We start from the raw sequence: 23,300 nt of genomic DNA, 5'->3' as shown, positions 1-23,300 counted from the left end.
GGAAAATTCCTTGCGGCCTCAAGGGCACCAGTAGATTTCGAGGGGGCGAGCGAGGAAGGCGCGAATCGGCATCGCTTCGTAGGGCTCGCCAGCCAGGGCCTGATTGAGCGTGGCCAGCTTGCCGCGACCGTGCAGGGCGAGCAGCGTCAGGCGGGCGCTGGCCAGCAAAGAAAGGCTCATGCTCAGGCGCTGGCGCGGCACAGTTGGTGCCTGCATCGGCAGGCAACGCCGCGTACCCCGCGGGTCGAGCGCCTGCTGCAGATTCGGGCTATCGGGGAACAGCGAGGCGGTGTGGCCGTCCTCGCCCATGCCCAGCACCAATACGTCGATCGGCGGCAGCTCGGCCAATACGGCATCGGCGCGTTCGGCAGCCTGTTCGAGGCTTGCCGCGCTCTGGTACAGGCCAACCAGACGCGCCGCAGCGGCCGGGCCCTGCAACAGATGTCGACGCAGCAGGCCTTCATTGCTGTCGGGATGGCTGACCGGCACCCAGCGCTCGTCGGCGAGGCTGACGGTGACCTTGGCCCAGTCCAGCTCCTGCTGCGCCAGGCGCTCGAAGAAGGCGATCGGGCTGCGGCCGCCGGACACCACCAGGGTCGCTGCACCACGCTCGGTGATCGCACCGCGCAGAGCGTTGCTCACGGTCAGCGCCAGTTCTCCGGCCAGCTGCTCGGCGTCACCAAGGCTGAAACCCAGGGTCTGCACCGGCAGATCGAGATTAGAGATCGTCATACCAACTCCTGCCATCACGGCTGATCAGGGCAATCGAAGCAGCCGGTCCCCAGCTGCCTGCTGCGTAAGGTTTGGGTGGGGCGCCGACGCGCTGCCAGCCGTCGATCAGCTGGTCGCACCACTTCCAGGCGTATTCGATTTCGTCCTTGCGCACGAAGAGGTTCTGGTTGCCCTTCATCACTTCCAGCAACAGCCGCTCGTAGGCGTCGGGGATGCGCGGGCTCTTGTAGGTTTCCGAGAAATTCAGCTGCAGCGGGCCGCTGCGCAGCTGCATGCCCTTGTCCAGGCCCTGGTCCTTGGTCATCACCAAGAGCGAGATGCCCTCCTGCGGTTGCAGGCGGATGATCAGCTTGTTGCCGATCAGCTGGCGCTGCTCCGGGGCAAAGATGTAGTGCGGCGGCGCCTTGAAGTGAATGACGATCTGCGACAGCTTCTGCGGCATGCGCTTGCCGGTACGCAGGTAGAACGGCACGCCGGCCCAGCGCCAGTTGCAGATTTCCGCCCGCAGCGCGACGAAGGTTTCGGTGTCGCTCTGGGTGTTGGAGTTTTCTTCCTCCAGATAGCCCGGTACGTGGCGGCCAAGGATGCTCCCGGCGACGTACTGGCCGCGCACCAGTTGCTGACCAAGATGCTCCGGCGCAATCGGCGCCAGCGCCTTGAGCACCTTGACCTTCTCGTCGCGGATGCTGTCGGCCGAGAGGTCGCTGGGCGGGTCCATGGCGATCAGGCAGAGCAGCTGCAGCAGGTGATTCTGGATCATGTCGCGCAGCTGGCCGGCCTGGTCGAAGTAGCCCCAGCGACCTTCGATGCCAACGGTTTCGGCAACAGTGATCTCCACGTGGGAGATGTGATTCTGGTTCCACTGGGTTTCGAACAGACTGTTGGCGAAACGCAGGGCGATCAGGTTCTGCACCGTGTCCTTGCCCAGGTAGTGATCGATGCGGTAGGTGCGGTCTTCCGGGAAGAAGCGCGCCACCGCGTCGTTCACTTCGCGGGACGACTCCAGGTCGTGGCCGATGGGCTTTTCCAGCACCACGCGGGTGCGCTCGGCCAACCCCGCCTCGGCCAGCCCGGCGCAGATCGCCCCGTAGACAGATGCAGGCGTGGCAAAGAAAGCGACGATGCTTTCGACCTGACCGGCCTTGTCCGCCAACGCGGCGAAGTCCTCGGCGCGGCGGAAATCCATGCTCAGATAGTCCAGGCGCGCCATGAAACGCTGCAGCACGGCGTCATCGAGGTCGCGTTCGCCGACGTGGCGGCGCAGATGCTCTTCGATCATCGCCAGATGGCTTGCCGGCTCGCCGCTCTCACGCGCCAGCGCGAGCAGGCGCGTTTCGGTTGGCAGCAGACCGGCGCGATCGAGCTGATAGAGCGCGGGGAACAGCTTGCGCAGGGCCAGATCACCGAGGGCGCCGAACAGCGCCAGGGTGCAGGGTTCGACAGATAGTGGCGTCATGATGTTTGTTCTTCTACTAAAACTGCACTATGAATACACGGCGAAGCCCTGTTATTCAAGCTCAATGTAGTAATAAAAACAACATTTAGCGCAAATTTATATACCTGTGGCCGCTCCGCACCGCCCTCAGTAGGATAGGCCACCCCATTGGCAAGCCGCATCAGGACCGACATGGACCGCGTACACAACCTGCTCGAGCAGATCCAGCGCCGCATCGAAGACCTCAACAAGGCCGAGCGCAAGGTCGCCGAGGTGATCCTGCGCAATCCGCAGCAGGCGACCCGTTTCAGCATCGCCACCCTGGCGCAGACCGCGCAGGTCAGCGAGCCGACAGTGAATCGCTTTTGCCGCTCGTTCGGCGTCAGCGGTTATCCGGAACTGAAGATGCAGCTGGCGCAAAGCCTGGCCAGCGGCGCCGCCTACGTCAGCCAGGCGGTTGAGCCCGACGACGGCCCGGCGGAATACACGCGCAAGATTTTCGGCTCCGCCATCGCCTCGCTGGACAGCGCCTGCCAGAGCCTCGATCCGCAATTGGTCAGCCGCGCGGTTGATCTGATGATCCAGGCCCGACAGATCCACTTCTTCGGCCTCGGCGCCTCGGCCTCGGTGGCACTGGATGCGCAGCACAAATTCTTCCGTTTCAACCTGGCAGTGACCGCCCATTCAGACGTACTGATGCAGCGCATGCTGGCCTCGGTGGCGCATACCGGCGAGCTGTTCGTGATCATTTCCTACACCGGGCGTACCCGCGAACTGGTGGAAGTGGCGCGCATCGCCCGACAGAACGGCGCCTCGGTACTCGGCCTGACCGCCGCCGGCTCACCGCTGGCACAGGCCAGCACGCTGAGCCTGAACATCCCGCTGCCCGAGGACACCGACATCTACATGCCGATGACCTCGCGCATCATCCAGCTCACCGTACTCGACGTGCTCGCCACCGGCATGACCCTGCGCCGCGGCGTGGATTTCCAGCCGCACCTGCGCAAGGTAAAGGAAAGCCTCAATGCCAGCCGTTATCCGGCGGACGAAGAGCCGAGCTGAGGCTATCGCGCCGGCATGAGAAGGGGATGTTGCTATAACAACATCCCACCTTTCACACCCGAAAGCGCCAGATCAGCGCGCCAGCGCCTGCTCCAGCGCCACACCGGCGCCCTCAAGCCCTGGAAACTCAGCAGTTACCAGCCACACCGGCACATCGCCGAGATAGCGACTCATGCAGCCCTTGCTGGCGAAGCCTCGGGCGAAACCACTGGCCGCGAAGAAATCGGCGAAACGCGGCACCACACCACCGACGATATACACCCCACCGCGCGCGCCGAGCGTGAGCACGTTGTTGCCGGCGACCCGGCCGAGCCACACGCAGAACTGCTCCAGGGTCGCGACCGCGACATGATCGCCAGCCAGCGCAGCCGCCGTGACTTCAGCCGGCGACGCCAGTCGCGGCGCCAAACCGGCCACGGTGCAGACCGCGCGATAGAGCAGCAACAGGCCACCGCCACTGAGCACGTCCTCGGCGCGCACATGGCCAAGCTGGGCGAACAGCATCTGCCACAGCGCCGCCTCGTGCGCATCCGCCACGGGCAGATCGACATGCCCACCCTCCCCCGGCAATGCACGCCAGCTGCCACCACCCAAGGGTAGCAACCCGGCAACGCCAAGCCCGGTGCCCGGCCCGATAACCAGTGCCGGCGCATCGGGCTCGGCCTCGCCAGCACAGATCATGCGGCGCCCCGCTTCGCCTACCCGCGTCATACCCAGCGCCATCGCGGCGAAGTCATTGATCAGCAGCAGCTCGTCCATCTGCAGGGCACCGCAGAAGTCGCTTCGCGTCAGCCGCCAGTGATTGTTGGTGAAAGTGAACTGCTCGCCTTTGACCGGCCCGGCACAGGCCAGACAGGCTGCCTCGACGCTGCCCGGCGCCAGGCCGAGGGATGCCAGGTAATACTCAACCGCCATTTCGAGCGTGGCGAAATCCGCCGCCGCCAGCACCCGTACCGACTCCAGCCGCGAGTCGCGCCACAGCGCGAAGCGCGCATTGGTGCCGCCGATATCGCCGACCAGCGCCAGACTCATCGCAGCGCCTCCAGCCCGGCAGTGAACACACTGGCGCCCTGCTCGGCGGAGCTGAACACCGAGCGCATAAAGCCAAACAGCTCGCGCCCGCAACCCTGCACCTGCACCGCAGGGGCAGCCGCTGGGGAACGATCAACCAGCTCGGCGGCATCCACCAGCACCTCGAGCACGCCGGTCTGCCCATCGACGCGCAGCAGATCGCCGTCACGCACACGCGCCAGCAGGCCGCCATCGATCGCCTCGGGACATACATGGATCGCCGCCGGCACCTTGCCCGACGCACCGGACATGCGCCCGTCGGTGACCAGCGCGACCTTGAAACCGCGGTCCTGCAACAGACCAAGATAAGGCGTCAGCTTGTGCAACTCGGGCATGCCGTTGGCGCGCGGCCCCTGGAAGCGCACCACCGCAACGACATCGCGCTCCAGCTCGCCCGCCTTGAACGCCTCGACCAACTCCAGCTGATCGGCGAAGACCCGCGCCGGCGCCTCCACGACGCGGTGTTCGGGCGCCACGGCAGACACCTTCATCACGCCGCGCCCGAGATTGCCGCTCATCACCCGCAGACCGCCCTCGGCAGAGAACGGCCGCGCAACCGGCCGCAGGAGGCTTTCGTCCAGGCTCGCCGCAGCGCCTTCACGCCAGGTCAATCGACCGCCTTCGAGGAAGGGCTCCTGGGTATAGCGACTGAGGCCACGCCCCATCACGGTATGCACATCTTCATGCAGCAGGCCGGCCGCGAGCAGCTCGCGCACCAGCACCGCCACACCACCTGCCGCGTGGAAATGATTGATGTCGGCCGAGCCGTTGGGATAGACCCGCGCCAGCGTCGGCACCACGGCGGAGAGGTCGGCCATATCCTGCCAGGTCAGCTGGATGCCCGCCGCCTGGGCGATTGCCGGCATGTGCAGGGTGTGGTTGGTCGAGCCGCCGGTGGCATGCAGCGCGACGATGGCGTTGACCAGCACGCGCTCGTCGACCAGCTCACCCAGCGGCGTGAAGCTGCCGCCCTGGGGCGTCAGTCGAGTGACCTGGCGCGCGGCCTCGGCAGTCAGCGCATCGCGCAGTGGCGTGCCCGGGTTGACGAAGGACGAGCCCGGCAGATGCAGGCCCATCACTTCCATCAGCATCTGATTGGTGTTGGCGGTGCCGTAGAACGTACAGGTGCCAGGGCTGTGATAAGCCTGCATCTCCGCTGCCAGCAGCTCATCGCGACTGGCCTTGCCTTCGGCATAGCGCTGGCGCACCGCGGCCTTGTCCTTGTTGGCCAGACCGGACGGCATCGGCCCGGCCGGCACGAACACGGCGGGCAGATGACCGAAGCGCAGCGCGCCGATCAGCAACCCGGGAACGATCTTGTCGCAGATGCCGAGCAGCAGCGCCGCATCGAACAGGTTGTGCGACAGCGCCACCGCGGTGCTCATGGCGATCACCTCGCGACTGGCAATGGCCAGCTCCATGCCCGGCTCGCCCTGGGTGACACCGTCACACATCGCCGGCACGCCGCCCGCCACCTGCCCCACCGAGCCGATCTCGCGCAGCGCCTGGCGCAGGCGCTCAGGGTAGTCCTCGTAGGGCTGGTGCGCCGAGAGCATGTCGTTGTAGGCGGTGACGATGGCGACATTGGCCGCGTCCGGCAGGCGCAGACGCTGCTTGTCCTGCGCGCCGCAGCCGGCGACGCCATGGGCAAAGTTTGCGCACTGCGCCCCGTTGCGCGCCGGGCCAGCACTGGCAGCGCCGCGAATCATGGCGAGATAGGCCTCGCGCGTCGGGCGGCTACGCTCGATCAGACGCTGGGTGACTTCGACGACTACGGGATGCATGAAACCTCCTATTTGTAGTTTTTATAAAAAATAGGTCGGAATCATAACGGCGAATCAGGTGTATTCGAAGAAATATGTTTGTTTAAACAACAAACAATCAGCCGCGCAACAATTCCAGCTGACGGTGTAGCTGGGCGACATGGGCTTTTTCCGCCCGCAGCCCCGACGTCAGTTCAGCCTTGTCCTCCTCCAGGCGCACGATCACCTGGCCGAGGTCATCCAGCAGCTCGCGCAGTACCGCCAGCTCACGGCACTGGCTCTGCCGTCCCATCCATAGCAGCCAGAGCACTACCAGTAGCACCATCACGCTGCACAGCGAGGTGCCGATCAATAGCCAGGCTAGGCTCATTGCACTCATCGTTTCGCTCCTTTGATAACGGCGCAGTGCCGCTTCAGAGCCTTTACGATATGTAGCTTATGACGACAGGTCGATAATGTTTACTTGAACAGGTAAACAATTGCAGCGGGTCTTTGCGCTGAGCCGATGGCCATGACCGCCACATCCCGCTGAGCTCGTTGGGCGCTGCGCCAGCCTGACGCAGCGCTCAAGCAACCACGTGTCGTGAAACATTACAGATAGGCGTCGGCGCTATTCGCCGACATCCACCGGGCGCCGCGGATCGTCAGCCTTTGCGGGATCGCGATGTTCCAGCTGCAGAAACAACGCGGCAGCGAGCATTGCCATGCCGCCGACGCAGAGAAAGGTCAGCTGGAAAGCATGCAGCACCTCGCTGCCCTGGGCGTCGTCCACCGTGAAGCCACCGAGCAGCGCACCGGCAGTGGCGACACCTAGGCTCATCGACAACTGCACCACCACCGACAACAGGCTGTTGCCGCTGCTGGCATCGGCGTGGCTGAGGCCGATCAGGGTGACGGTGTTCATTGCGGTGAACTGCATGGAGTTGACCATGCCGATCAGCCCGAGATGCACCAGCAGCAGCCAGGTCGGCGTTTGCGTATCGATCGTCGCCAGGCTGGCGATAAGGCCGCCAAGCAACAGGGTGTTGCCGATCAGCAGGCGGCGATAACCGAGACGGTCGATGATCGGCTTGGCCATCGATTTCACTGCCATCGCACCCAAGGCCAGCGGAATCATGCTCATCCCCGCCTGCGCCGGCGAATAACCCAGCGCCACCTGCAGCAGCAGCGGCAGCAGGAACGGCAGCGCACCGCCACCCAGGCGGGCGAACAGATTGCCGAAGATGCCCACGGCAAAGCTGCGCGTTCGGAACAGTTTGGGGCTGAACAGCGGCGCGTCGATGCGCCCTGCGCGCAGCCAGTACGCCGTCATGCAGGCCGCGCCGACAACCAGCAGCAGCATTACGCGGGCATGCGACATATGCATATGGCCGAGCCCTTCCAGGGCAATGGTGACCAGCACCATCGCCGCGCCGAACAGCACGAAGCCCAGCGTATCGAAGCGCACCCGCTCCGGCCCCTTGAGGTCCGGCATGAAGCGCAGCGCAGCGATGCAGCCGATTACCCCCACCGGCAGGTTGATCAGGAAGATCCAGTGCCAGGAGGCGTACTCCACCAGCCAGCCGCCCAGGGTCGGACCGAGCAGCGGACCGACCAGTCCCGGCAACGCGATAAAGGCCATGATCCGCACGAACTCGCTGCGCGGAAACGCCCGCAGCACCACCAGACGCCCCACCGGCAACATCAATGCACCGCCCAGCCCCTGCAGCACACGGGACGCCACCAACTGGTTGAAGCTGGTGGACAGCGCACAGAACAGCGAGCCCACGGAAAACAGCACGATGGCGGTGACGAAGATACGTCGGCTACCGAAACGATCGGCGATCCAGCCGGACGCCGGAATCAGCAGCGCCACGGTGAGCATGTAGGCGATCACCACGCCCTGCATGCGCAATGGATTCTCTGCCAGATCACGCGCCATGGCCGGCAGCGCGGTATTGAGAATGGTGCCGTCCAGCGTCTGCATGAAGAAGGCGATCGCCACCAGCCACGGCAGAACCCGTGCAGTGCGAGCATCAAGGGATACGGGCGATTGCATGAAAGCCCCGGAGTCGAAAAGTGCACCATCTTAGAGGATTCCCTCCTCAGGGTTCGCACCGAAGCGCTCGCTAGCCCGCAGCCAGCCGCACTGTGACGACCGGTCGCAGCTCCGCTACAGCCCCTGCGAGCAGCGGCGCGTAGCGACATACGGATTTGCACACAGCCACCGGTAACAAAATATTTCTTGGGAAATTGACGCGAATCATTATCATTCGGAGGCGCAAGTGCGATCTTCTCTCCGCCCTTTTCTGCTTTTCCGGAGGCTTCAATGCGCATCCCCGCCACCCTGGCCATCATCACCCTGCTGCTCACTCCGCTCGCCCAGGCGAAGGAATACCCCATCGGCGAACCGCAACAGTGCGGCGGCATGGAGGTCGGCGCGGTGTATCTGCAGCCGGTCGAAATGGACCCGCCGGGCATGATGCGCGCCGCCGCCGAGTCCGACGTGCACCTGGAAGCCGATATCAGCGCCACCGAAGACAACCGCAACGGCTGGCAGGAAGGCAGCTTCGTGCCCTACCTGAGCATTCACTACACCCTGCGCAAGAAGGGCTCCGACGAGGTGATCGAAGGCGATTTCCATCCGATGGTGGCCAACGATGGGCCGCACTACGGCGACAACGTCAAGCTGCTCGGCCCGGGCAAATACCAGCTGACCTACAAGATCCTGCCGCCGGGCTCGGGCCACAACATGTTCGGTCGCCACACCGACAAGGAAACCGGCGTCGCCCCCTGGTTCGAAGGCTGCGAGCTGAACTACGAGTTCACCTACGCCGGCATCGGCAAGAAAGGGGGCTACTGATGCGTCGCGCCGGGCAAGCGCTGCTCGGCGTGCTGCCGCTGCTGTTCGGGCTCGCAGGCCCGGCTCAGGCAGCGCTGCCGACGTACGAGCTGACCATCCGTGACGGCCACTTCGAGCCAGCAACCATTGAAGTCCCGGCCCGCCAGCGCTTCAAGATCATCGTGCACAACGCCGGCAGCGGACCGACCGAATTCGAGAGCACGCCGTTGCGCGTCGAGAAGGTGCTGTCACCCGGCGTGACCTCCTTCGTCGTGATCCACCCGCTCAAGCCGGGCCGCTATCCGTTCTTCGACGAATTCCATATGGATCTTCCCGAAGGCGAGATCATCGCCAAGTAGTAAAAGGAGCATATCCATGGGCCAATCCATGTTCATCGTCTGGCGCGAAAGCGTCGAGGCCCTGCTGGTCATCGGCATCCTGCACGCCTGGCTGCGCCAGCAACCGGGGGCGGGCAATGCGTTGCGCATGCTCTGGGCCGGTGTCGCTGCCGGCCTCGGCTTGGCTGCTGCGCTGGGCTGGGGCGTATTGCAGGCCGGCGACTGGCTGGCTGGCAGCGGTGGCGAATGGTTCCAATGCGCGATGCTGCTGGTAGCCAGCATGCTGATCCTGCACATGGTCGGCTGGATGCACCAGCATGGCCGCACGCTGAAGACCAGCCTGCAGAACAGCGCCGCGGAAAAGCTCAGCCAGGGCAGCGGCTTCGGCCTGTTGCTGCTGGCCATGCTCGCCGTCGGTCGTGAAGGCAGCGAGACGGTGGTGTTCCTCTATGGCATCGGTAACCAGCAGCAAGGGCTGGACCTCACCCGTTTCGTCATCGGCGGTGTGCTGGGCTTCGCTCTCGCTCTGCTCAGCTATGCCGCGTTGCAGGCCGGCAGTCGCTACGTCAGCTGGCGGCGCTTCTTCCAGATCAGCGAGGTGATGTTGCTGCTGCTCGGCGGCGCGTTGCTGATGGCTGCGCTGGATCGTTTCAGCGGCCAGCTGATGGGCATGGATGTACCGGAAGTGCTTTACACCGTGTTCGGCGATCCGCTCTGGGATACCTCAACCCTGCTGGATGACGGCGGCGCGTTGGGCGGCACCATCGCCGGTCTCACCGGCTATCGGTCGATGCCTTCGCTGGCAGCCGCAGTGGTTCTGGGCCTGTACTGGCTCGCCGCATGGGCCTGGCTCAAACCCCGGGCACAGGTGCAGCTCGCTGCGAGGCCGGCATGATCGCCCAGGCGCCGTGGCTGGCGCGACTCGGTGATCTGCTGCGCCAACATGCAAAGGCCATTCGCCTGCTGCAATGGCTGGTGGTTGGCTTCTATCTGACGCTGCTGGTGATTCCCGCCTTTCTCGATCTACCGCCGGCCCAGGCCGGCATGCTCGACAACCTGACGGTACTGGCGCAGTTCATCTTCTGGGGCCTGTGGTGGCCCTTCGTGCTGCTGTCGATGATCTTCTTCGGCCGTCTGTGGTGCGGCGTGCTCTGCCCCGAAGGCTCGCTCAGCGAATGGATCAGCTGGCGCGGGCTGAACAAACGTACGCCGCGCTGGGTACGCTGGAGTGGCTGGCCGACGATCGCTTTCATCCTGACCACGGTGTATGGCCAGCTGATCAGCGTCTATGACTACGCCCAGGCTGCGTTGCTGATCCTCGGTGGCTCCACCGTCGCGGCGATGCTGGTGGGTTTTCTTTACGGCCGCGGCAAGCGCGTCTGGTGTCGCCATCTCTGTCCGGTCAGCGGCGTGTTTGCCCTGCTCGCCCGGCTGGCGCCATTGCATTACAAGGTCGACGAACAGCGCTGGCTGGAAAATCGTGAACCTCACCTGCCGACGCCCAACTGCGCCCCGCTTATCGATATCCGCCGCATGCAGGGCAATTCCGATTGCCACGCCTGCGGCCGCTGCAGCAGCCAGCGCGGCGCAGTGCAACTAAGCGCCCGCTCGCCCAACTCGGAAATCCTTATCGTCGGCGGTCAGCAGCAAAGCGATCACTGGGACAGCACGCTGCTGCTGTTCGGCATGATCGGCCTGGCCATGGGCGCCTTCCAGTGGACGGTCAGCCCCTGGTTCATCACCCTCAAGCAAGCCGCGGCGGAATGGCTGGTAGATCGCGACATCTTCTGGCCGCTGGAAGCCAACGCGCCCTGGTGGCTGCTGACCCACTATCCGCAGGCCAACGATGCCTTCACCTGGCTCGATGGTGCGGCGATCCTCACCTATATCTTCGGCGCCTCGTTGCTCGTCGGTGGCGCGCTGTGGCTGCTGCTGCGTGCCGCCGTGCGGGTGATGCGCCGTGGCGACAACGTATTCCAGCACCTGGCACTGGCACTGGTGCCGCTGGGCGGCGCCGGGCTGTTCCTCGGCCTTTCCGCCACTACGGTGAAGCTGCTGCGCTACGAGGGCTTCCTGCTGGCCTGGGCACAGCCGGCTCGCGCTGCACTGCTGATCGGTGCGGTGCTCTGGAGCCTGTACCTGGCCTGGAACGTGATCAGCCGTCACGGCGGCAACGGCCTGCGCCGACTGCTGGCGTTTGCCTGCGTCAACGCCGGCTGCGCGCTGGTGGGCTACGGCTGGTGGTTGCAGTTCTGGGGTTGGAGCTGAGGTCGATCAGGTCTTGAATGGGGTGCCCGTTACAGCACCCCGCACGGCTTTATCCACGCAGCACAAAGGATGGGAACAGTCGATCCAGGCGCTCCCACAGGCGCTGCTGGTCGTAGGGTGCGCGGCTTTCGGCGAGGTTGTCGTCGAGCATGCGCGCGGTGCGCACGCACTGCACGGCGAAGCGTTCGACACCCAGTCGGCGCAGGCGCTGCGCCATGTCCCACAGCGTATCGGCGTCGAACAGCTGCCAGTGCACGGTGGTCCGGCACTCGTGCTCGACGCCACTTTCCAGCAGATGCTCGAGGCTCTTCCAGTTGGCCTTGCCGCTGCCATCCACACCGGTGATCGCCGTGCTGTGCTCGGGTAGCGCCTTGATATCGAAACCGACCCAATCCACCAGCGGCAGGATGCTGGCGAACAGCTTCGGCTTGATGCCGGCACTGTGCAGGCCAACCTTGTAGCCCAGCGCCCGCACCTGGGCGATCGCCTCGGGTAACGCGGTCTGCAGGGTCGGCTCGCCACCACTGAACACCACCGCCTCAAGCAGGCCGACGCGTTGTTCGAGGAAGGCGAGGATCTCCGACCAGGGCTTCTCCTCGTTGCCACAGGCCGGGATCAGCTGCGGGTTGTGGCAGTAGCGGCAGCGCCAGCCGCAACCCTGGCAGAACAACACACAGGCCAGATGGTCGGGGAAATCCAGCGTGGTCAGGGGGACCAGCCCCCCGACGCGAAGTGCTGCGGTCACCGCGCCGCTGCTTCAGTGAAATGCAGGCGCTCGCGATGCTCGGACTGCTTGCCCGGATTGAACGCGGTAACCGGGCGGTGATAGCCCATTACACGAGTCCAGACTTCGCAACGCTGGCGCTGGTCCTGGGGCAGTTGGCTGGCTGGGTTCATGGTGACGCTCCTTTTGCTGAGGGTTAAGTATGCGGCGCCGCTCCTCTTGGGGCGGCGTGACATGGGATCGCAGATCAGACGGCCAGGGCCGCTTCGGCCTGTTGTTTATGCAGCAGCGCCTCATCGCATTTCGGGCAGAACTCGTGTTCGCCGGCGAGATAGCCGTGCACCGGGCAGATCGAGAAGGTCGGCGTGACTGTCAGGTACGGCAGACGGAAGCGCGACAGCGCATTGCGCACCAGCTTCTTGCAGGCCTCGGCCGAGGAAATCTGCTCGGCCATATAGAGGTGCAGCACGGTGCCGCCGGTGTACTTGCACTGCAGCTCGTCCTGCAGCTCCAGGGCCTCGAAGGGGTCGTCGGTGAAACCGACGGGTAGCTGCGAGGAGTTGGTGTAGTACGGCGCCTCGGCCGAACCCGCCTGGAGGATGTCGGGGAAGCGCTTGCGATCTTCCTTGGCGAAGCGATAGGTGGTGCCTTCGGCCGGCGTCGCCTCGAGGTTGTAGAGGTGCCCGGTGTCTTCCTGGAACTGCACCAGCCGTGCGCGCACATGGTCGAGCACCTCGATCGCCAGCGCCCGGCCGGCAGCGGTCTGCAGCCCTTCGGCGTCGTCGGTGAAGTTGCGCACCATCTCGTGCAGGCCGTTCACGCCAATGGTGGAGAAGTGATTGCGCAGCGTGCCGAGGTAACGCTTGGTGTACGGGTAGAGACCGGCGTCCATGTGATGCTGGATGACCTTGCGCTTGACCTCCAGACTCTGCCGCGCCATGTCGAGCAGCACATCCAGCTGCTCGAGCAACGCCGCCTTGTCGCCACGATAGAGATAGCCCAGCCGCGCGCAGTTCACCGTTACCACACCGAGCGAACCGGTCTGCTCGGCCGAACCGAACAGCCCGCCGCCACGCTTGAGCAGCTCGCGCACATCCAGCTGCAGGCGGCAGCACATCGAGCGCACCTGATTCGGCTGCATGTCCGAATTGAGGAAGCTCTGGAAGTACGGCAGCCCGTAGCGCGCGGTCATCTCGAACAGGCGCTCGGCGTTCTCGCTGTCCCAGGGGAAGTCGTGGGTGATGTTGTAGGTCGGGATCGGGAAGGTGAACACCCGACCGAGGCCGTCACCGGCCTGCATCACTTCTATATAGGCGCGGTTGATCAGCTCCATCTCGGCCTGCAGCTCGCCGTAAGCGAAGGGCATTTCCTCGCCACCGATATAGGGAATCTGCTCGCGCAGATCTTCCGGGCAAACCCAGTCGAAGGTCAGGTTGGTGAACGGCGTCTGCGTACCCCAGCGCGACGGCACGTTGAGGTTGTAGATGAACTCCTGGATCGCCTGGCGCACCTCGTCAAAACCCAGCCGGTCCTTGCGCACGAACGGCGCGAGATAGGTATCGAAGCTGCTGAATGCCTGCGCGCCGGCCCACTCGTTCTGCAGCGTGCCAAGGAAGTTGACCATCTGCCCCAGCGCGCTGGACAGGTGCTTCGGCGGGCCGGCCTCGACTCGCCCGGGAATGCCGTTGAAGCCTTCATTGAGCAGCGTGCGCAGCGACCAGCCCGCGCAGTAGCCGGCGAGCATGTCCAGATCATGGATATGCAGATCGCCTTCGCGATGCGCGGTGCCGATTGCGGGGCTGTAGACCTCGTCCAGCCAGTAGTTGGCAGTAACCTTGCCCGACACGTTGAGGATCAGCCCGCCGAGCGAATAGCCCTGGTTAGCGTTGGCGCGTACTCGCCAGTCTTCGCGGGAGAGGTACTCGTTCATCGAGGTCGCCACGTCAACCACCGCCTTGCGATCGCGGCGCAGCCGCGCATGGCGTTCGCGGTAAACGATGTAGGCACGCGCGGTATCGAAGTAGCCGGCGGCCATCAGCGCGCGCTCGACACCATCCTGCACCTGCTCGACTTCGACCGCCGTGCGATGCGCCAGTGGCAGGCGGACGGCCTCGGCCAGCGCTTGCGCTACTGCGGCCTCGAACTCGCCGGTCGCCGCGCCAGCGGCGGCGATCGCACGGGCGATCTTGTCCACTTCGAATGCTGCCAACCGTCCGTCACGCTTGCGCAGCGAAACCGGTTTTGCCACTTCTGCCTGCCTGGGCATCAACGCCTCCATAACCATATGTAGTGTATTTTTTCAGAACAAACACAATATGGTGTGACTTTAGAGGCGTAACCCAGTTACCGAATTGACCAACGTCAAGCCTGCCCAAGCGACTGCCAAACGGCCCTCACCTGCCATGACAGGCAGACTTGTCCCTGATCAAGGAAGCGCCGGATGCCTGCCTCCTAGGATGCAGGCTGATAAAACCCGGTTCAGTCCGGGGGAGGACACATGCTCACCGAAAAAACCCTGGTGGCCGAGCTGCGCCGCCACCATCTGTTCAGCCGACTGCCCGAGGCTGCGCTACAGGAGGTGTGTACCTCTGCCAACCTGAAGCGCCTGCCGGCCGGGGCGTCGCTGTTTCATCAGGGCGACAAGGCCGACCGCTTCTATTTCCTGTTCAGCGGACAGATCAAGCTGCACCGCGTTGTTTGCGACGGCCAGGAAAAGCTGGTCGAGGTGATGCGTGCCGGAGAATCCTTTGCCGAAGCCCTGCTGTTCAAGGGCACACCCAGTTACCCGGTCAGCGCGACAGCACTCAAGGCCAGCCTGGTGGCGAGCCTGAACGGCCCGCATTACCGGCGCATTCTCGAACAGCACCCGGACATCTGCCTGGACATTCTCGCCACCCTGAGCATCCGCCTGCACCAGCGTATGACCGAGATCGACACGCTGACCCTGGCCAATGCCAGCCATCGCGTGGTGCGCTTTCTCGCGCAATCGCAGCAGGACGACAGTGGCGTGGTGATGCTCGACGTGCCCAAACGGCTGATCGCATCGAAGCTCGGCATCCAGCCGGAAACCTTCTCGCGCATCCTGCATCGACTGATCGATGCCGGAACCATTTCCGTGCAGCGCCGGCGCATCGAGATTCTCGACAACCGCAAGCTCGCCGCCTATGACGAGTGAGCTGCGGCACAGCTGTTCGTCATTCTTGATGGCTGTCGAAGTCGGCTACCCGCGCGCCCTCAACAGCCCGCGTCACACCACTGCCAGGAGAACGCGATGATCCCCACCACGCCCCTGCCCTTGGTCTATTCCTGCTCCGGTTGTTCGAATGTCGCTCAACTGGCCAACACCCTGGCGGTGCGCCTCGACCGTGCCGGACTGGCGGAAATGTCGTGCATCGCCGGGGTAGGCGGTCGCGTCGCTGCACTGGTGAAGAAGGCCAATTCCGGCCGGCCGATCCTGGCTATCGACGGCTGCCCGATGCACTGCGCTCGCGCCTGCCTGGCACAGCATGGCGTCATTCCGGACGTGCACATCACTCTCAGCAGCTACGGGCTGCGCAAACGCTATCGGGAAGACTGCAGCGAGGAAGAGATCACCGCGCTGTTCGAGGACATGAAGGACATCATTGCTAGCGACCGCATGCAGATGCACGTCGGTTGACATAGCTGGAACCAACGGCAGCGCGATGCGCTTAGCCCAACGTGACGAGATGCAGCGCTCGCCACTGACCTGAACGCATCCATATGGAATCCAACCCCAGCGCCCCGCCCTGAGGCGCAGCGCGTGGTTCGACCAAAAAAGAAAGCAGCCGCTTTAATCGGTGCAAGCAACCGCTGTGTCAGGCGCCTGCTGCTTGCGCCCGACCGGCCGCAGCGACTTCCTCACCGGCCCCCTGCAACAGCTTCCACAGCCAGCTCGGCAAGGTATCGGGGTCCAGGCTGTCGATCAGGTTCTTGATCGCCAGACCCAGCTCGGTGTCGCCCTCGATGACCAGCCGGCGGCGGAAGAACAGCGTGTCCGGGTCCTCCTGACGGCTGGCCAGCAGGAGGAACTCCCGCCAGTTGCCGCGGATGGTCACCTCCACCGGCGCCTGCGCGGCGATGCGCAGCTGCTCGCGCTCACAGGTCAGGCACCAGGCGAGACCGAGGTCGGCAACCTCGAGCCTCATCCAGTGGCCATCGAGTACATCGAACGCACCGTCGCTCAGCGCTTCGGCGAAAACCTGATTCAGGCTGCGCTCCAGCGCCAGGCGCTGCAACAGGAACGGGGTCTTGGCCGCCAGCGGCAATAACCGCCCGCCAAGATTCACCAGATGAGCTCGTGGGTTCAGCATAATCCGGCCTCCTCGGCACGCAGCATGCCCGGCTGGCCATGCCAATAACCATTGCAGCCATCCACCGCCAGCGGCGGCAGTGCGCCTTTGCGCACCGCATCGAAGGCAGCGATTACATCTTCCATGCCGGCGGCACGCGGACTCAGACGCAGCAGGTCGGCACCACTGTCGACCAGCCCCGCATAGTCGGCCAGCAGGTTGCTGACCGCCGCGGACATGGTCTGGATACCGTTGATGGTGAACAGCGCCTCGCCCTCCTGGCTCAGCAGCGGAATGCCCTCGGGGTAGTTCTGGCAGCAGAACTGGCAATCATCCTTGGGCCGATTCTCGGCACGGGCGGTGAAGCAGCGCGCCGAATAGGCCAGCGGCAGATGGCCGTAGGCGAAGATTTCGATCTCCGGCAATGGAACGTCGAGCTCCTGCAGCTGCGCCCGGGCACTCTTGATCAGCCTGCCGGAGGCTTCCACCGGCGGCACCCAGCGGCTCATGCCACTGGCCACCAGTTCGGCCAGGGCATGGCCGTTGTAGAGGTTGAGCGCCGGGCCACCGACGAAGGGCAGCTTGCGCTCGGACATCAGCTGCACCGCGCCCATGTCGTTGGCTTCCACCAGCAGTTCGCCGTTGTCGCACAGACGGCGCAGGCTGGACAGCTCGGAAGCCGCCTCGACCAGCGTCAGGCCGGACAGCACCAGTTGTGCCGACGAGGCTTCCGCCAGATCACGGGCCAGGCCCAGCCAGTCGTCGAGCATCAGCGCGCGGCGCTTGGAGCACACCGTTTCACCGAGGTAGATGACGTCCAGCGGCTGCTCCGCCATGTTCGCGTAGAAATCCAGCGTCTGCTGGCGATCCCAGTAGAACAGCACCGGGCCGAGAGAGAGTTTCATGCGTGGCTCCTCATTCATTGCCAGGCCCGGTGGTAGGCACCCAGAGTGGTTTGCGAGCCTTCGGAAAGGCCATCCAGCACCTGCCGCCAACCGGGTTCGACCGCATAGCGCTGCGGTGCCTTGAGGTAGCTGTCCAGCGCGGCGCGCCAGACGCGGGTGACCTGCTCGACATAGGCGGGGCTGCGCTGGCGGCCCTCGATCTTCATCGCGGTGACGCCGATGGCGGAAAGCTCCGGAATCAGATCCAGAGTGTTCAGGCTGGTCGGCTCCTCCAGCGCATGGAAACGCTGGCCATTGACCATGAAGCGACCTTTGCACAGTGTCGGATAACCGGCCGACTCGCCTTCGGCGTAGCGGTCGATCAGTACGTTGTTCAGGCGTGAAGTGAGTCCTTCCGGCTCCTCGCTCCAGCGCACCGCCTTGGCCGGCGAACAGACGCCGCAGAGGTTGGGTGATTCGCCGGTGAGATAGGAAGACAGGTGGCAACGACCTTCGGCCATGATGCACAGGCTGCCAAAGGCAAACACTTCGATCGGCACCGGGCTGCTTGCCGCGACCTGCTTGACCTGCTTGAGCGAGAGCACCCGCGGCAGCACCGCGCGGCTGATGCCGTAACGCTCCTGATAGAAACCCAGCGCGGCGGCATTGGTTGCCGAGCCTTGTACCGACAGATGCAGATTGAGTTTGGGGTGGCGCTTGCTGGCATAGCCGAGCACGCCGGGGTCGGCCGCGATCAGCGCATCGACGCCCATGTCGGCGGCCTGATCGACGGCACGCTGCCAGCGGTTCCAGCCCTCCGGCTGGGCGTAAGTATTGACGGCGATATACAGCTGTCGGCCCTTCTCGCGAATCAGCTGCAGCCCCTTGTCGAGCTGCTTTTCATCTAGGTTTAGACCGGCGAAATGGCGGGCATTGGTGTCGTCGCGAAATCCGACATAGATGGCATCGGCGCCCTGCTGGACGGCGGCCTTGAGCGCGGGCAGGCTTCCTGCCGGGCAGACCAGGTGCATGACAACTCCTAGACATTCGGGTACATGCGCGCCACGCACCGATGGCGTGGCGGTCGTTCGGCTGAACGGAAAACAGCCGGCAGTCTAGGCAGCTGACCAGTGGCCAGCATTGATAGGGGTCAAGATTGGTCGGACGTCGCGACTGCGACGAAACGCAGCAGCGGGACATGCGCCGGCAGCGCCGTTGCTGGCTCAGATGCCTTCGTCGCCCTCGAACTCCTCGGTGGCGCGAGCAACCATCTGCCGCCACGCACCAGACTCCTCGCCCAGCAAGCGAATGGCCTTGAGGCTCGCGGCGAAGGCGTCACGGTAGTGCAGCGGATTGTTTTCGCTGACAGCGCGCTCGGCAAAGGTCTGCGCCTCGCTGAGCAGCGCTTCGAATTGGTTCTGGTCCAGGGCCATTAGGCTCTCCTCACGTGGTGATGTGAGGTTAGACCATGGTGCGGCCTTCGCGACTCTCGCGGGCCGACGGGCGCTACTTGAGCTTCAGTCGTCGTGCCAGTTTGTGCAGGTTGCTAGGGTCGACATCCAGCAGACGTGCAGCCTGCGCCCAGTTCTCGCCGCTGGCCTCCAGCGCACGGACGATGGCCTGACGCTGGGCGGCATCCACAGTGTGGCGCAGCGGCAGCACCTCGTCGGCAATCACTGGTTCCTCGACCACCTGTGAAGCCGTCACGCCGACGGCATGACTGTCCAGGTCCAGCAGGTCAGGCTCCAGCGTGAGGATTTCACTGCGCGACGCGCCGCGACTGAGCAGGCGCAACGCCGCGCGACTGACCACGTGCTCCAGTTCACGCACGTTGCCTGGCCAGGAATAACCGAGCAACGCACGCTCGGCGGCCGGCGACAGACGCATGCTGCGCAGGCCCAGACGCGCGCGGTTGAGCTCGAGGAAGTGCCCGGCGAGGATCAGCACATCGTTGCCTCGCTCACGCAAGGGTGGAATCGGTGCCGGATAAACCGACAGCCGATGATAGAGATCGGCCCGGAAATGGCCGTCGCGCACGCTCTCGCGCAGGTTGCGGTTGGTCGCGGCAATGATGCGGACATCGACTTGACGCGGCTTGTCCGCGCCAAGGCGCTGGATTTCACCGTTCTGCAGCGTACGCAGCAGCTTGGCCTGCACCGTCAACGGCAGCTCGCCGACCTCATCGAGCAGCAGCGTGCCGCCATTGGCGGCATCGAAACGACCGGGACGATCGGTGGTAGCACCAGAGAACGCACCTTTGACGTGGCCGAACAGTTCGCTTTCGGCCAGGGACTCCGGCAGTGCCGCGCAGTTGACGTGCACCAGCGGCTTGTTGCGCCGCCGCGAATGCCGATGCAGCCAGCGTGCGAAAAGCTCCTTGCCGACGCCGGTCTCGCCGAGCAGCAACACCGGCAGCTCGGAGTCGGCCACCACCTGCAATTCACGCAGCAGCTCGCGGATGACATCGCTCTGGCCGAGGATTTCGCCATCACCGTGATCAAGCGTGGTTTCCATCACATCGCTGCGCGCCAGGCGCAAGCCGCGGTTCTCGTGCTCCAGACGGGTCACGCGAACGGCGGCCTCGATCACCAGGGTGTAACGCTGCAGGTCGCGTCGGGCATCGTCATCGAAGGTGCCGGCGTGCAGCGCATCCAGGGTCAGCGCGCCCCACAGCTTGCCCTCGACGTAGAGGCTGACACCCATGCAATCGTGCACCGGCAGCGGTTCGCCGATATGCGCATCGAGCAGGCCGTCGTAAGGGTCCGGCAGGCGGCTGTCCGGCTCGAACCAGGTCGGCTCGCGCTGCGAGAGAATCGCCGCCAGCCGCGGGTGCTGGGCAATGACGAAACGCCGGCCGAGCGCTTCTTGCGCCAGCCCCACCGCCGCCAACGGCCGCAGGCTGTCCTCGTCGAGCCGCAGCAGCACCACCGCACCGCAGCGGAAGCGTTGTTGCAGGGTGTGCACCAGCCGCTGCAGACGCACGGCGTTGGGCAGTTCGGTGGTCAGGTCGGCAAGCAGTGCGTCAGCCAGCATCATGGTTCGAGTTACCCTCCGGGTTTTCCTCACCATAACCGCTTCGGGTTTTTTTCACCACCAACCTGCCGAAGTCGGCAGTTTGCGCCGCTCCCCGCTTGGCACGTCTGTTGCGATGGTCCCGATACATTCACCAGGACTGTTGCGCATGACTACCGCACTTATCGACCAGACTCTCGGCAACCTCGCATGCTCCGTGGCGGGTGCAACACGGGTATTTCGTCAATATCGCCTGGACTTCTGCTGCGGCGGAGACCTACCGCTGCGCGAAGCCGCACAGCGGATCGGCGTCGATCCGGAAACCATCGCCGCTGCGCTGCTTGCGCTCGAGCCGAACGCCGACGAACAGGACTGGCGTACCGCGCCGGCCGGCCAGCTGATCGAGTACATCCTGGCGCGTTTTCACGAGCGCCATCGCGACCAGTTCCCCGAGCTGATTCGCCTGGCCAGTCGGGTCGAGCAGGTGCATGGCAGCCGCCCGGAGTGCCCCAACGGCCTGGCCGAGCACCTGTGGAACATGCAGCAGGAGCTGGAGAGTCACATGCTCAAGGAGGAGCAGATCCTCTTCCCGATGCTGCAGCGCGGCATGGGCTTCCCGCAGGCGCAGGGGCCGATATCGGTCATGCGCTATGAGCATCAGGAGCATGGCAACGCGCTGGAGCGGCTGGCGGCGCTGACCAATGACATTACCCCGCCGGCCAATGCCTGCAATACCTGGCGCGCCCTGTATCGCGGGCTGGAGGAAATGCGCAGCGACCTGATGCAACACATCCATCTGGAGAACAACGTGCTGTTCCGCAATGCCGAGGCGCCTGCGCGAATACCCACCGCGCAGGCCACCGAAAGCGCCGAGGAGGTCCGTCCATGAAGCAGTATCTGCAACCGATCGCCTGGGGTGTGGCAATGGCCTCCGTCGTTGCCCTGGCCAGTAATTTCGCACTGAGCATGGTTGTCAGCACGGCCCACGCGGCGACTGGCCACGACCACAGCCACCATGCCCCGGCCGCTGCGAATCAATCCACGCCGGCCGAGCGCTGGGCCACCGACGAAGCCCTGCGCGAAGGTATGACGCGGGTTCACGAGGCCGTGCAACGCGGCACGCCGAGCGATCCACGGCAGCCACTCAGCGACGAGGCAGCCGCGGCGTTGCAGCGCGATATCGAGGCGGCCACCAGCTACCTGATCGCCAACTGCCAGTTGCCGGAAGCGGCTGACGCGGCATTGCACGGCCTGCTGATCGACCTGCTCAAGGGCGCCGAAGCCCTGTCGGAAACCGAGCAGCGCGAGCAAGGCCTGCAACGGATCTTCGACGCACTCGAACGCTATCCACGGATCTTCGCCGAGCCGGTATGGCGTGCGGGCTTCGTCGCCCATTTGCATTGATCTTGTGAACAGCTACCACCCCTTATCGGTCCGACCTTGACGATCATCAAGGTCTGGCCTGCGCCATCCTCACCACATGCGCTAGGCTGAAGGCCGACGTTTGTTGTCATTGTTCAATTGAAACAGGACGCCTTGCATGGTGCTTCACCGCGTACACCACCAGATCCTCCGCAGTCACCACCTGTTCGAACCGCTGAACGAAGAGCAGATGGAAGAGCTGCTCAATGCCAGCCAGCTGCTCAATCTCGACAAGGGCGACAACCTGTTCCATCAGGGCGAGCCGGCGCACCACTTCTACTTCGTCATCTCCGGCGCGGTGAAGGTCTACCGCCTGACACCGGACGGTCAGGAGAAGGTCTTCGAGGTCATCGGCAACCGCCAGACCTTCGCCGAAGCCATGATGTTGATGGATACCCCCAACTACGTGGCCTCGGCCCAGGCGGTTTGCCCGTCCCAGGTCTATCGCTTCTCCAACGCGGCCTACATGCGTCTGCTGGAAGCCAACCAGCGCCTGACCTTCGCCCTGCTCGGCAAGCTCTGCGTGCGTTTGCACCAGCGCATCAACGAGATCGAGACGCTGTCGCTGAAAAACGCCACGCACCGCGTGGTGCGCTATCTACTGACGCAACTGGCGCGCGCGAAAGATGAAGGCAACAGCTTCGAACTGCCGATGGCCAAGCAGCTGGTCGCCGGGCACCTGTCGATCCAGCCGGAAACTTTTTCACGGATCATCCGCCGGCTGATCGACGAGGGCATCATTACCCAGGAAGGTCGGCAGATCGCCATCCTCGATCGCCAGCGGCTCGAGCAGTTCGAGTGAGTTGATTGTCGTCAAAGCCCGCGGTTTTCCCCCCGTGTCAGGCTCTACCGACCAAGAGGAAACCGCCATGCCCAGATGCCTGTACTGCCAACAGGACAACCCGCCGAACGAAGCCGAATGCAGCAACTGCGGCATGCCGCTGCCGGAACACGCCGACAGTGCACCGGAGCGCCGGCAACGGCGCTTCCTGTGGTTCTGCATCGGCCTGAGCATCTTCTGCGCGGTGATGATCGTCTGGTTGCCGCGCTATCTGTTCTGACGGCCTTCCCGACAATGCATAGCCCGTAGGGTGGATCACGTTTCACCGATCCACCGAACCACCGAACCATCGAGCGATATGCACGGTGGACGTGAAAAGCGACATCCACCCTACACGCCACCCACCCACCTCCCCGACGAACCCTCGTCGGTCGTAGGGTGGATCGCGGCTCACCGATCCACCGATCCACTGACCCACCGAACGGTGTGCACGGTGTATGTGAAAAGCGACACCCACCCTACATGCCACCCCCCCGCCTACTCACCGAATTCCGTCGGTCGTAGGGTGGATCGCGTCTCACCGATCCACGGGGTGGCCACCCACCGCGCGGTATGCACGGCGGATGCTGAAAGCAACATCCACCCTGCGATACCGTCGCGTGCCCGTCACCTTGCGC

Annotated in this window: 25 protein-coding genes; 11 read left to right on the top strand and 14 right to left on the bottom strand. The window is 64.4% G+C overall.

Annotated features, from left to right (window positions below):
* Positions 1-18: 18 nt before the first annotated feature.
* Positions 19-732: a 6-phosphogluconolactonase gene (pgl, locus tag BHD08_RS04150; protein ID WP_125020902.1), complete on the bottom strand. Its 714-nt coding sequence runs from the start codon at positions 730-732 to the stop codon at positions 19-21.
* A complete protein-coding gene (gene zwf / locus BHD08_RS04145; protein WP_125020901.1) occupies positions 719-2,188 on the bottom strand; it encodes a glucose-6-phosphate dehydrogenase in 1,470 nt (489 codons plus the stop codon). The genes pgl and zwf overlap by 14 nt, the downstream gene beginning before the upstream one ends.
* A gap of 171 nt (positions 2,189-2,359) precedes the next feature.
* Here zwf and BHD08_RS04140 point away from each other — a divergent pair, with 171 nt between their 5' ends.
* Positions 2,360-3,229: a MurR/RpiR family transcriptional regulator gene (locus BHD08_RS04140; protein ID WP_014820929.1), complete on the top strand. Its 870-nt coding sequence runs from the start codon at positions 2,360-2,362 to the stop codon at positions 3,227-3,229.
* Between the two features lie 72 nt (positions 3,230-3,301).
* Here the strand turns inward: BHD08_RS04140 and BHD08_RS04135 are convergent, their stop codons facing one another.
* The 4 genes from BHD08_RS04135 to mdtD form a co-directional block, all read right to left on the bottom strand.
* Positions 3,302-4,261 carry a glucokinase gene (locus tag BHD08_RS04135; protein WP_125020900.1) on the bottom strand — a complete coding sequence of 320 codons (960 nt, stop codon included), beginning with the start codon at positions 4,259-4,261 and terminating at the stop codon, positions 3,302-3,304.
* Positions 4,258-6,084: a phosphogluconate dehydratase gene (gene edd / locus BHD08_RS04130; RefSeq protein ID WP_125020899.1), complete on the bottom strand. Its 1,827-nt coding sequence runs from the start codon at positions 6,082-6,084 to the stop codon at positions 4,258-4,260. Before edd ends, BHD08_RS04135 begins: the two co-directional genes overlap by 4 nt.
* Before the next feature lie 97 nt (positions 6,085-6,181).
* Positions 6,182-6,442: a hypothetical protein gene (locus BHD08_RS04125; protein WP_125020898.1), complete on the bottom strand. Its 261-nt coding sequence runs from the start codon at positions 6,440-6,442 to the stop codon at positions 6,182-6,184.
* A 231-nt stretch (positions 6,443-6,673) separates the two neighbouring features.
* A complete protein-coding gene (mdtD, locus tag BHD08_RS04120) occupies positions 6,674-8,101 on the bottom strand; it encodes a multidrug transporter subunit MdtD (RefSeq protein ID WP_125020897.1) in 1,428 nt (475 codons plus the stop codon).
* Positions 8,102-8,371: 270 nt separating this feature from the next.
* On the opposite strand from mdtD, the gene BHD08_RS04115 reads away from it, so the two are divergent.
* The 4 genes from BHD08_RS04115 to BHD08_RS04100 are packed head-to-tail and all read left to right on the top strand — an operon-like array spanning position 8,372 to position 11,490.
* Entirely contained in the window at positions 8,372-8,905 is a 534-nt protein-coding gene (locus tag BHD08_RS04115) for an iron transporter (RefSeq protein ID WP_125020896.1), read from the top strand.
* On the top strand, positions 8,905-9,243 hold the full coding sequence (locus tag BHD08_RS04110) for a cupredoxin domain-containing protein (protein ID WP_015275782.1): 339 nt from the start codon (positions 8,905-8,907) through the stop codon (positions 9,241-9,243). The genes BHD08_RS04115 and BHD08_RS04110 overlap by 1 nt, the downstream gene beginning before the upstream one ends.
* Before the next feature lie 16 nt (positions 9,244-9,259).
* The gene (locus BHD08_RS04105) at positions 9,260-10,117 is read left to right on the top strand and encodes an FTR1 family protein (RefSeq protein ID WP_125020895.1); all 858 of its coding nucleotides are present in this window, start codon (positions 9,260-9,262) and stop codon (positions 10,115-10,117) included.
* On the top strand, positions 10,114-11,490 hold the full coding sequence (locus BHD08_RS04100) for a 4Fe-4S binding protein (RefSeq protein WP_125020894.1): 1,377 nt from the start codon (positions 10,114-10,116) through the stop codon (positions 11,488-11,490). Before BHD08_RS04105 ends, BHD08_RS04100 begins: the two co-directional genes overlap by 4 nt.
* Positions 11,491-11,539: 49 nt before the next feature.
* On the opposite strand, the gene BHD08_RS04095 is transcribed toward BHD08_RS04100, so the two are convergent.
* The 3 genes from BHD08_RS04095 to BHD08_RS04085 all read right to left on the bottom strand — a co-directional run bounded on the left by BHD08_RS04095 (position 11,540) and on the right by BHD08_RS04085 (position 14,480).
* Positions 11,540-12,235 (bottom strand): anaerobic ribonucleoside-triphosphate reductase activating protein, encoded by a 696-nt coding sequence (locus BHD08_RS04095; RefSeq protein WP_015275779.1) that lies wholly within the window; start codon positions 12,233-12,235, stop codon positions 11,540-11,542.
* A complete protein-coding gene (gene nrdD, locus BHD08_RS04090) occupies positions 12,232-12,387 on the bottom strand; it encodes an anaerobic ribonucleoside-triphosphate reductase (RefSeq protein WP_003279708.1) in 156 nt (51 codons plus the stop codon). Before nrdD ends, BHD08_RS04095 begins: the two co-directional genes overlap by 4 nt.
* A gap of 74 nt (positions 12,388-12,461) precedes the next feature.
* Positions 12,462-14,480 carry a ribonucleoside triphosphate reductase gene (locus tag BHD08_RS04085; RefSeq protein WP_125020893.1) on the bottom strand — a complete coding sequence of 673 codons (2,019 nt, stop codon included), beginning with the start codon at positions 14,478-14,480 and terminating at the stop codon, positions 12,462-12,464.
* A gap of 231 nt (positions 14,481-14,711) precedes the next feature.
* Between BHD08_RS04085 and BHD08_RS04080 the strand changes: the two genes are divergently transcribed.
* Positions 14,712-15,389: a Crp/Fnr family transcriptional regulator gene (locus tag BHD08_RS04080; protein WP_015275777.1), complete on the top strand. Its 678-nt coding sequence runs from the start codon at positions 14,712-14,714 to the stop codon at positions 15,387-15,389.
* A gap of 96 nt (positions 15,390-15,485) precedes the next feature.
* A complete protein-coding gene (locus BHD08_RS04075; protein ID WP_015275776.1) occupies positions 15,486-15,872 on the top strand; it encodes a putative zinc-binding protein in 387 nt (128 codons plus the stop codon).
* Positions 15,873-16,050: 178 nt separating this feature from the next.
* Here the strand turns inward: BHD08_RS04075 and BHD08_RS04070 are convergent, their stop codons facing one another.
* The 5 genes from BHD08_RS04070 to norR form a co-directional block, all read right to left on the bottom strand.
* Positions 16,051-16,545 carry an SCP2 domain-containing protein gene (locus tag BHD08_RS04070; protein ID WP_038656963.1) on the bottom strand — a complete coding sequence of 165 codons (495 nt, stop codon included), beginning with the start codon at positions 16,543-16,545 and terminating at the stop codon, positions 16,051-16,053.
* The gene (locus tag BHD08_RS04065; RefSeq protein ID WP_125020892.1) at positions 16,539-17,429 is read right to left on the bottom strand and encodes a U32 family peptidase; all 891 of its coding nucleotides are present in this window, start codon (positions 17,427-17,429) and stop codon (positions 16,539-16,541) included. Before BHD08_RS04065 ends, BHD08_RS04070 begins: the two co-directional genes overlap by 7 nt.
* Before the next feature lie 14 nt (positions 17,430-17,443).
* Positions 17,444-18,439 carry a peptidase U32 family protein gene (locus BHD08_RS04060; RefSeq protein WP_125020891.1) on the bottom strand — a complete coding sequence of 332 codons (996 nt, stop codon included), beginning with the start codon at positions 18,437-18,439 and terminating at the stop codon, positions 17,444-17,446.
* Positions 18,440-18,631: 192 nt separating this feature from the next.
* Positions 18,632-18,841 carry a hypothetical protein gene (locus BHD08_RS04055; RefSeq protein WP_015275772.1) on the bottom strand — a complete coding sequence of 70 codons (210 nt, stop codon included), beginning with the start codon at positions 18,839-18,841 and terminating at the stop codon, positions 18,632-18,634.
* A 73-nt stretch (positions 18,842-18,914) separates the two neighbouring features.
* Positions 18,915-20,441: a nitric oxide reductase transcriptional regulator NorR gene (gene norR, locus BHD08_RS04050; RefSeq protein WP_125020959.1), complete on the bottom strand. Its 1,527-nt coding sequence runs from the start codon at positions 20,439-20,441 to the stop codon at positions 18,915-18,917.
* A 148-nt stretch (positions 20,442-20,589) separates the two neighbouring features.
* Between norR and ytfE the strand changes: the two genes are divergently transcribed.
* The 4 genes from ytfE to BHD08_RS04030 all read left to right on the top strand — a co-directional run bounded on the left by ytfE (position 20,590) and on the right by BHD08_RS04030 (position 22,903).
* Positions 20,590-21,309: an iron-sulfur cluster repair protein YtfE gene (gene ytfE / locus BHD08_RS04045; protein ID WP_125020890.1), complete on the top strand. Its 720-nt coding sequence runs from the start codon at positions 20,590-20,592 to the stop codon at positions 21,307-21,309.
* Positions 21,306-21,824 (top strand): DnrO protein, encoded by a 519-nt coding sequence (locus BHD08_RS04040; protein ID WP_125020889.1) that lies wholly within the window; start codon positions 21,306-21,308, stop codon positions 21,822-21,824. The genes ytfE and BHD08_RS04040 overlap by 4 nt, the downstream gene beginning before the upstream one ends.
* 136 nt (positions 21,825-21,960) lie before the next feature.
* The gene (locus BHD08_RS04035; RefSeq protein ID WP_015275768.1) at positions 21,961-22,644 is read left to right on the top strand and encodes a Crp/Fnr family transcriptional regulator; all 684 of its coding nucleotides are present in this window, start codon (positions 21,961-21,963) and stop codon (positions 22,642-22,644) included.
* Between the two features lie 67 nt (positions 22,645-22,711).
* Positions 22,712-22,903, top strand: coding sequence for a hypothetical protein (locus tag BHD08_RS04030; protein WP_015275767.1), 192 nt, complete (start codon positions 22,712-22,714; stop codon positions 22,901-22,903).
* Positions 22,904-23,300: the final 397 nt, after the last annotated feature.

The sequence above is a fragment of the Pseudomonas sp. SCT genome, assembly GCF_003864275.1.
Lineage (GTDB): Bacteria > Pseudomonadota > Gammaproteobacteria > Pseudomonadales > Pseudomonadaceae > Stutzerimonas > Stutzerimonas stutzeri_AE.
This window is presented reverse-complemented; position numbering and strand designations above follow the sequence as displayed.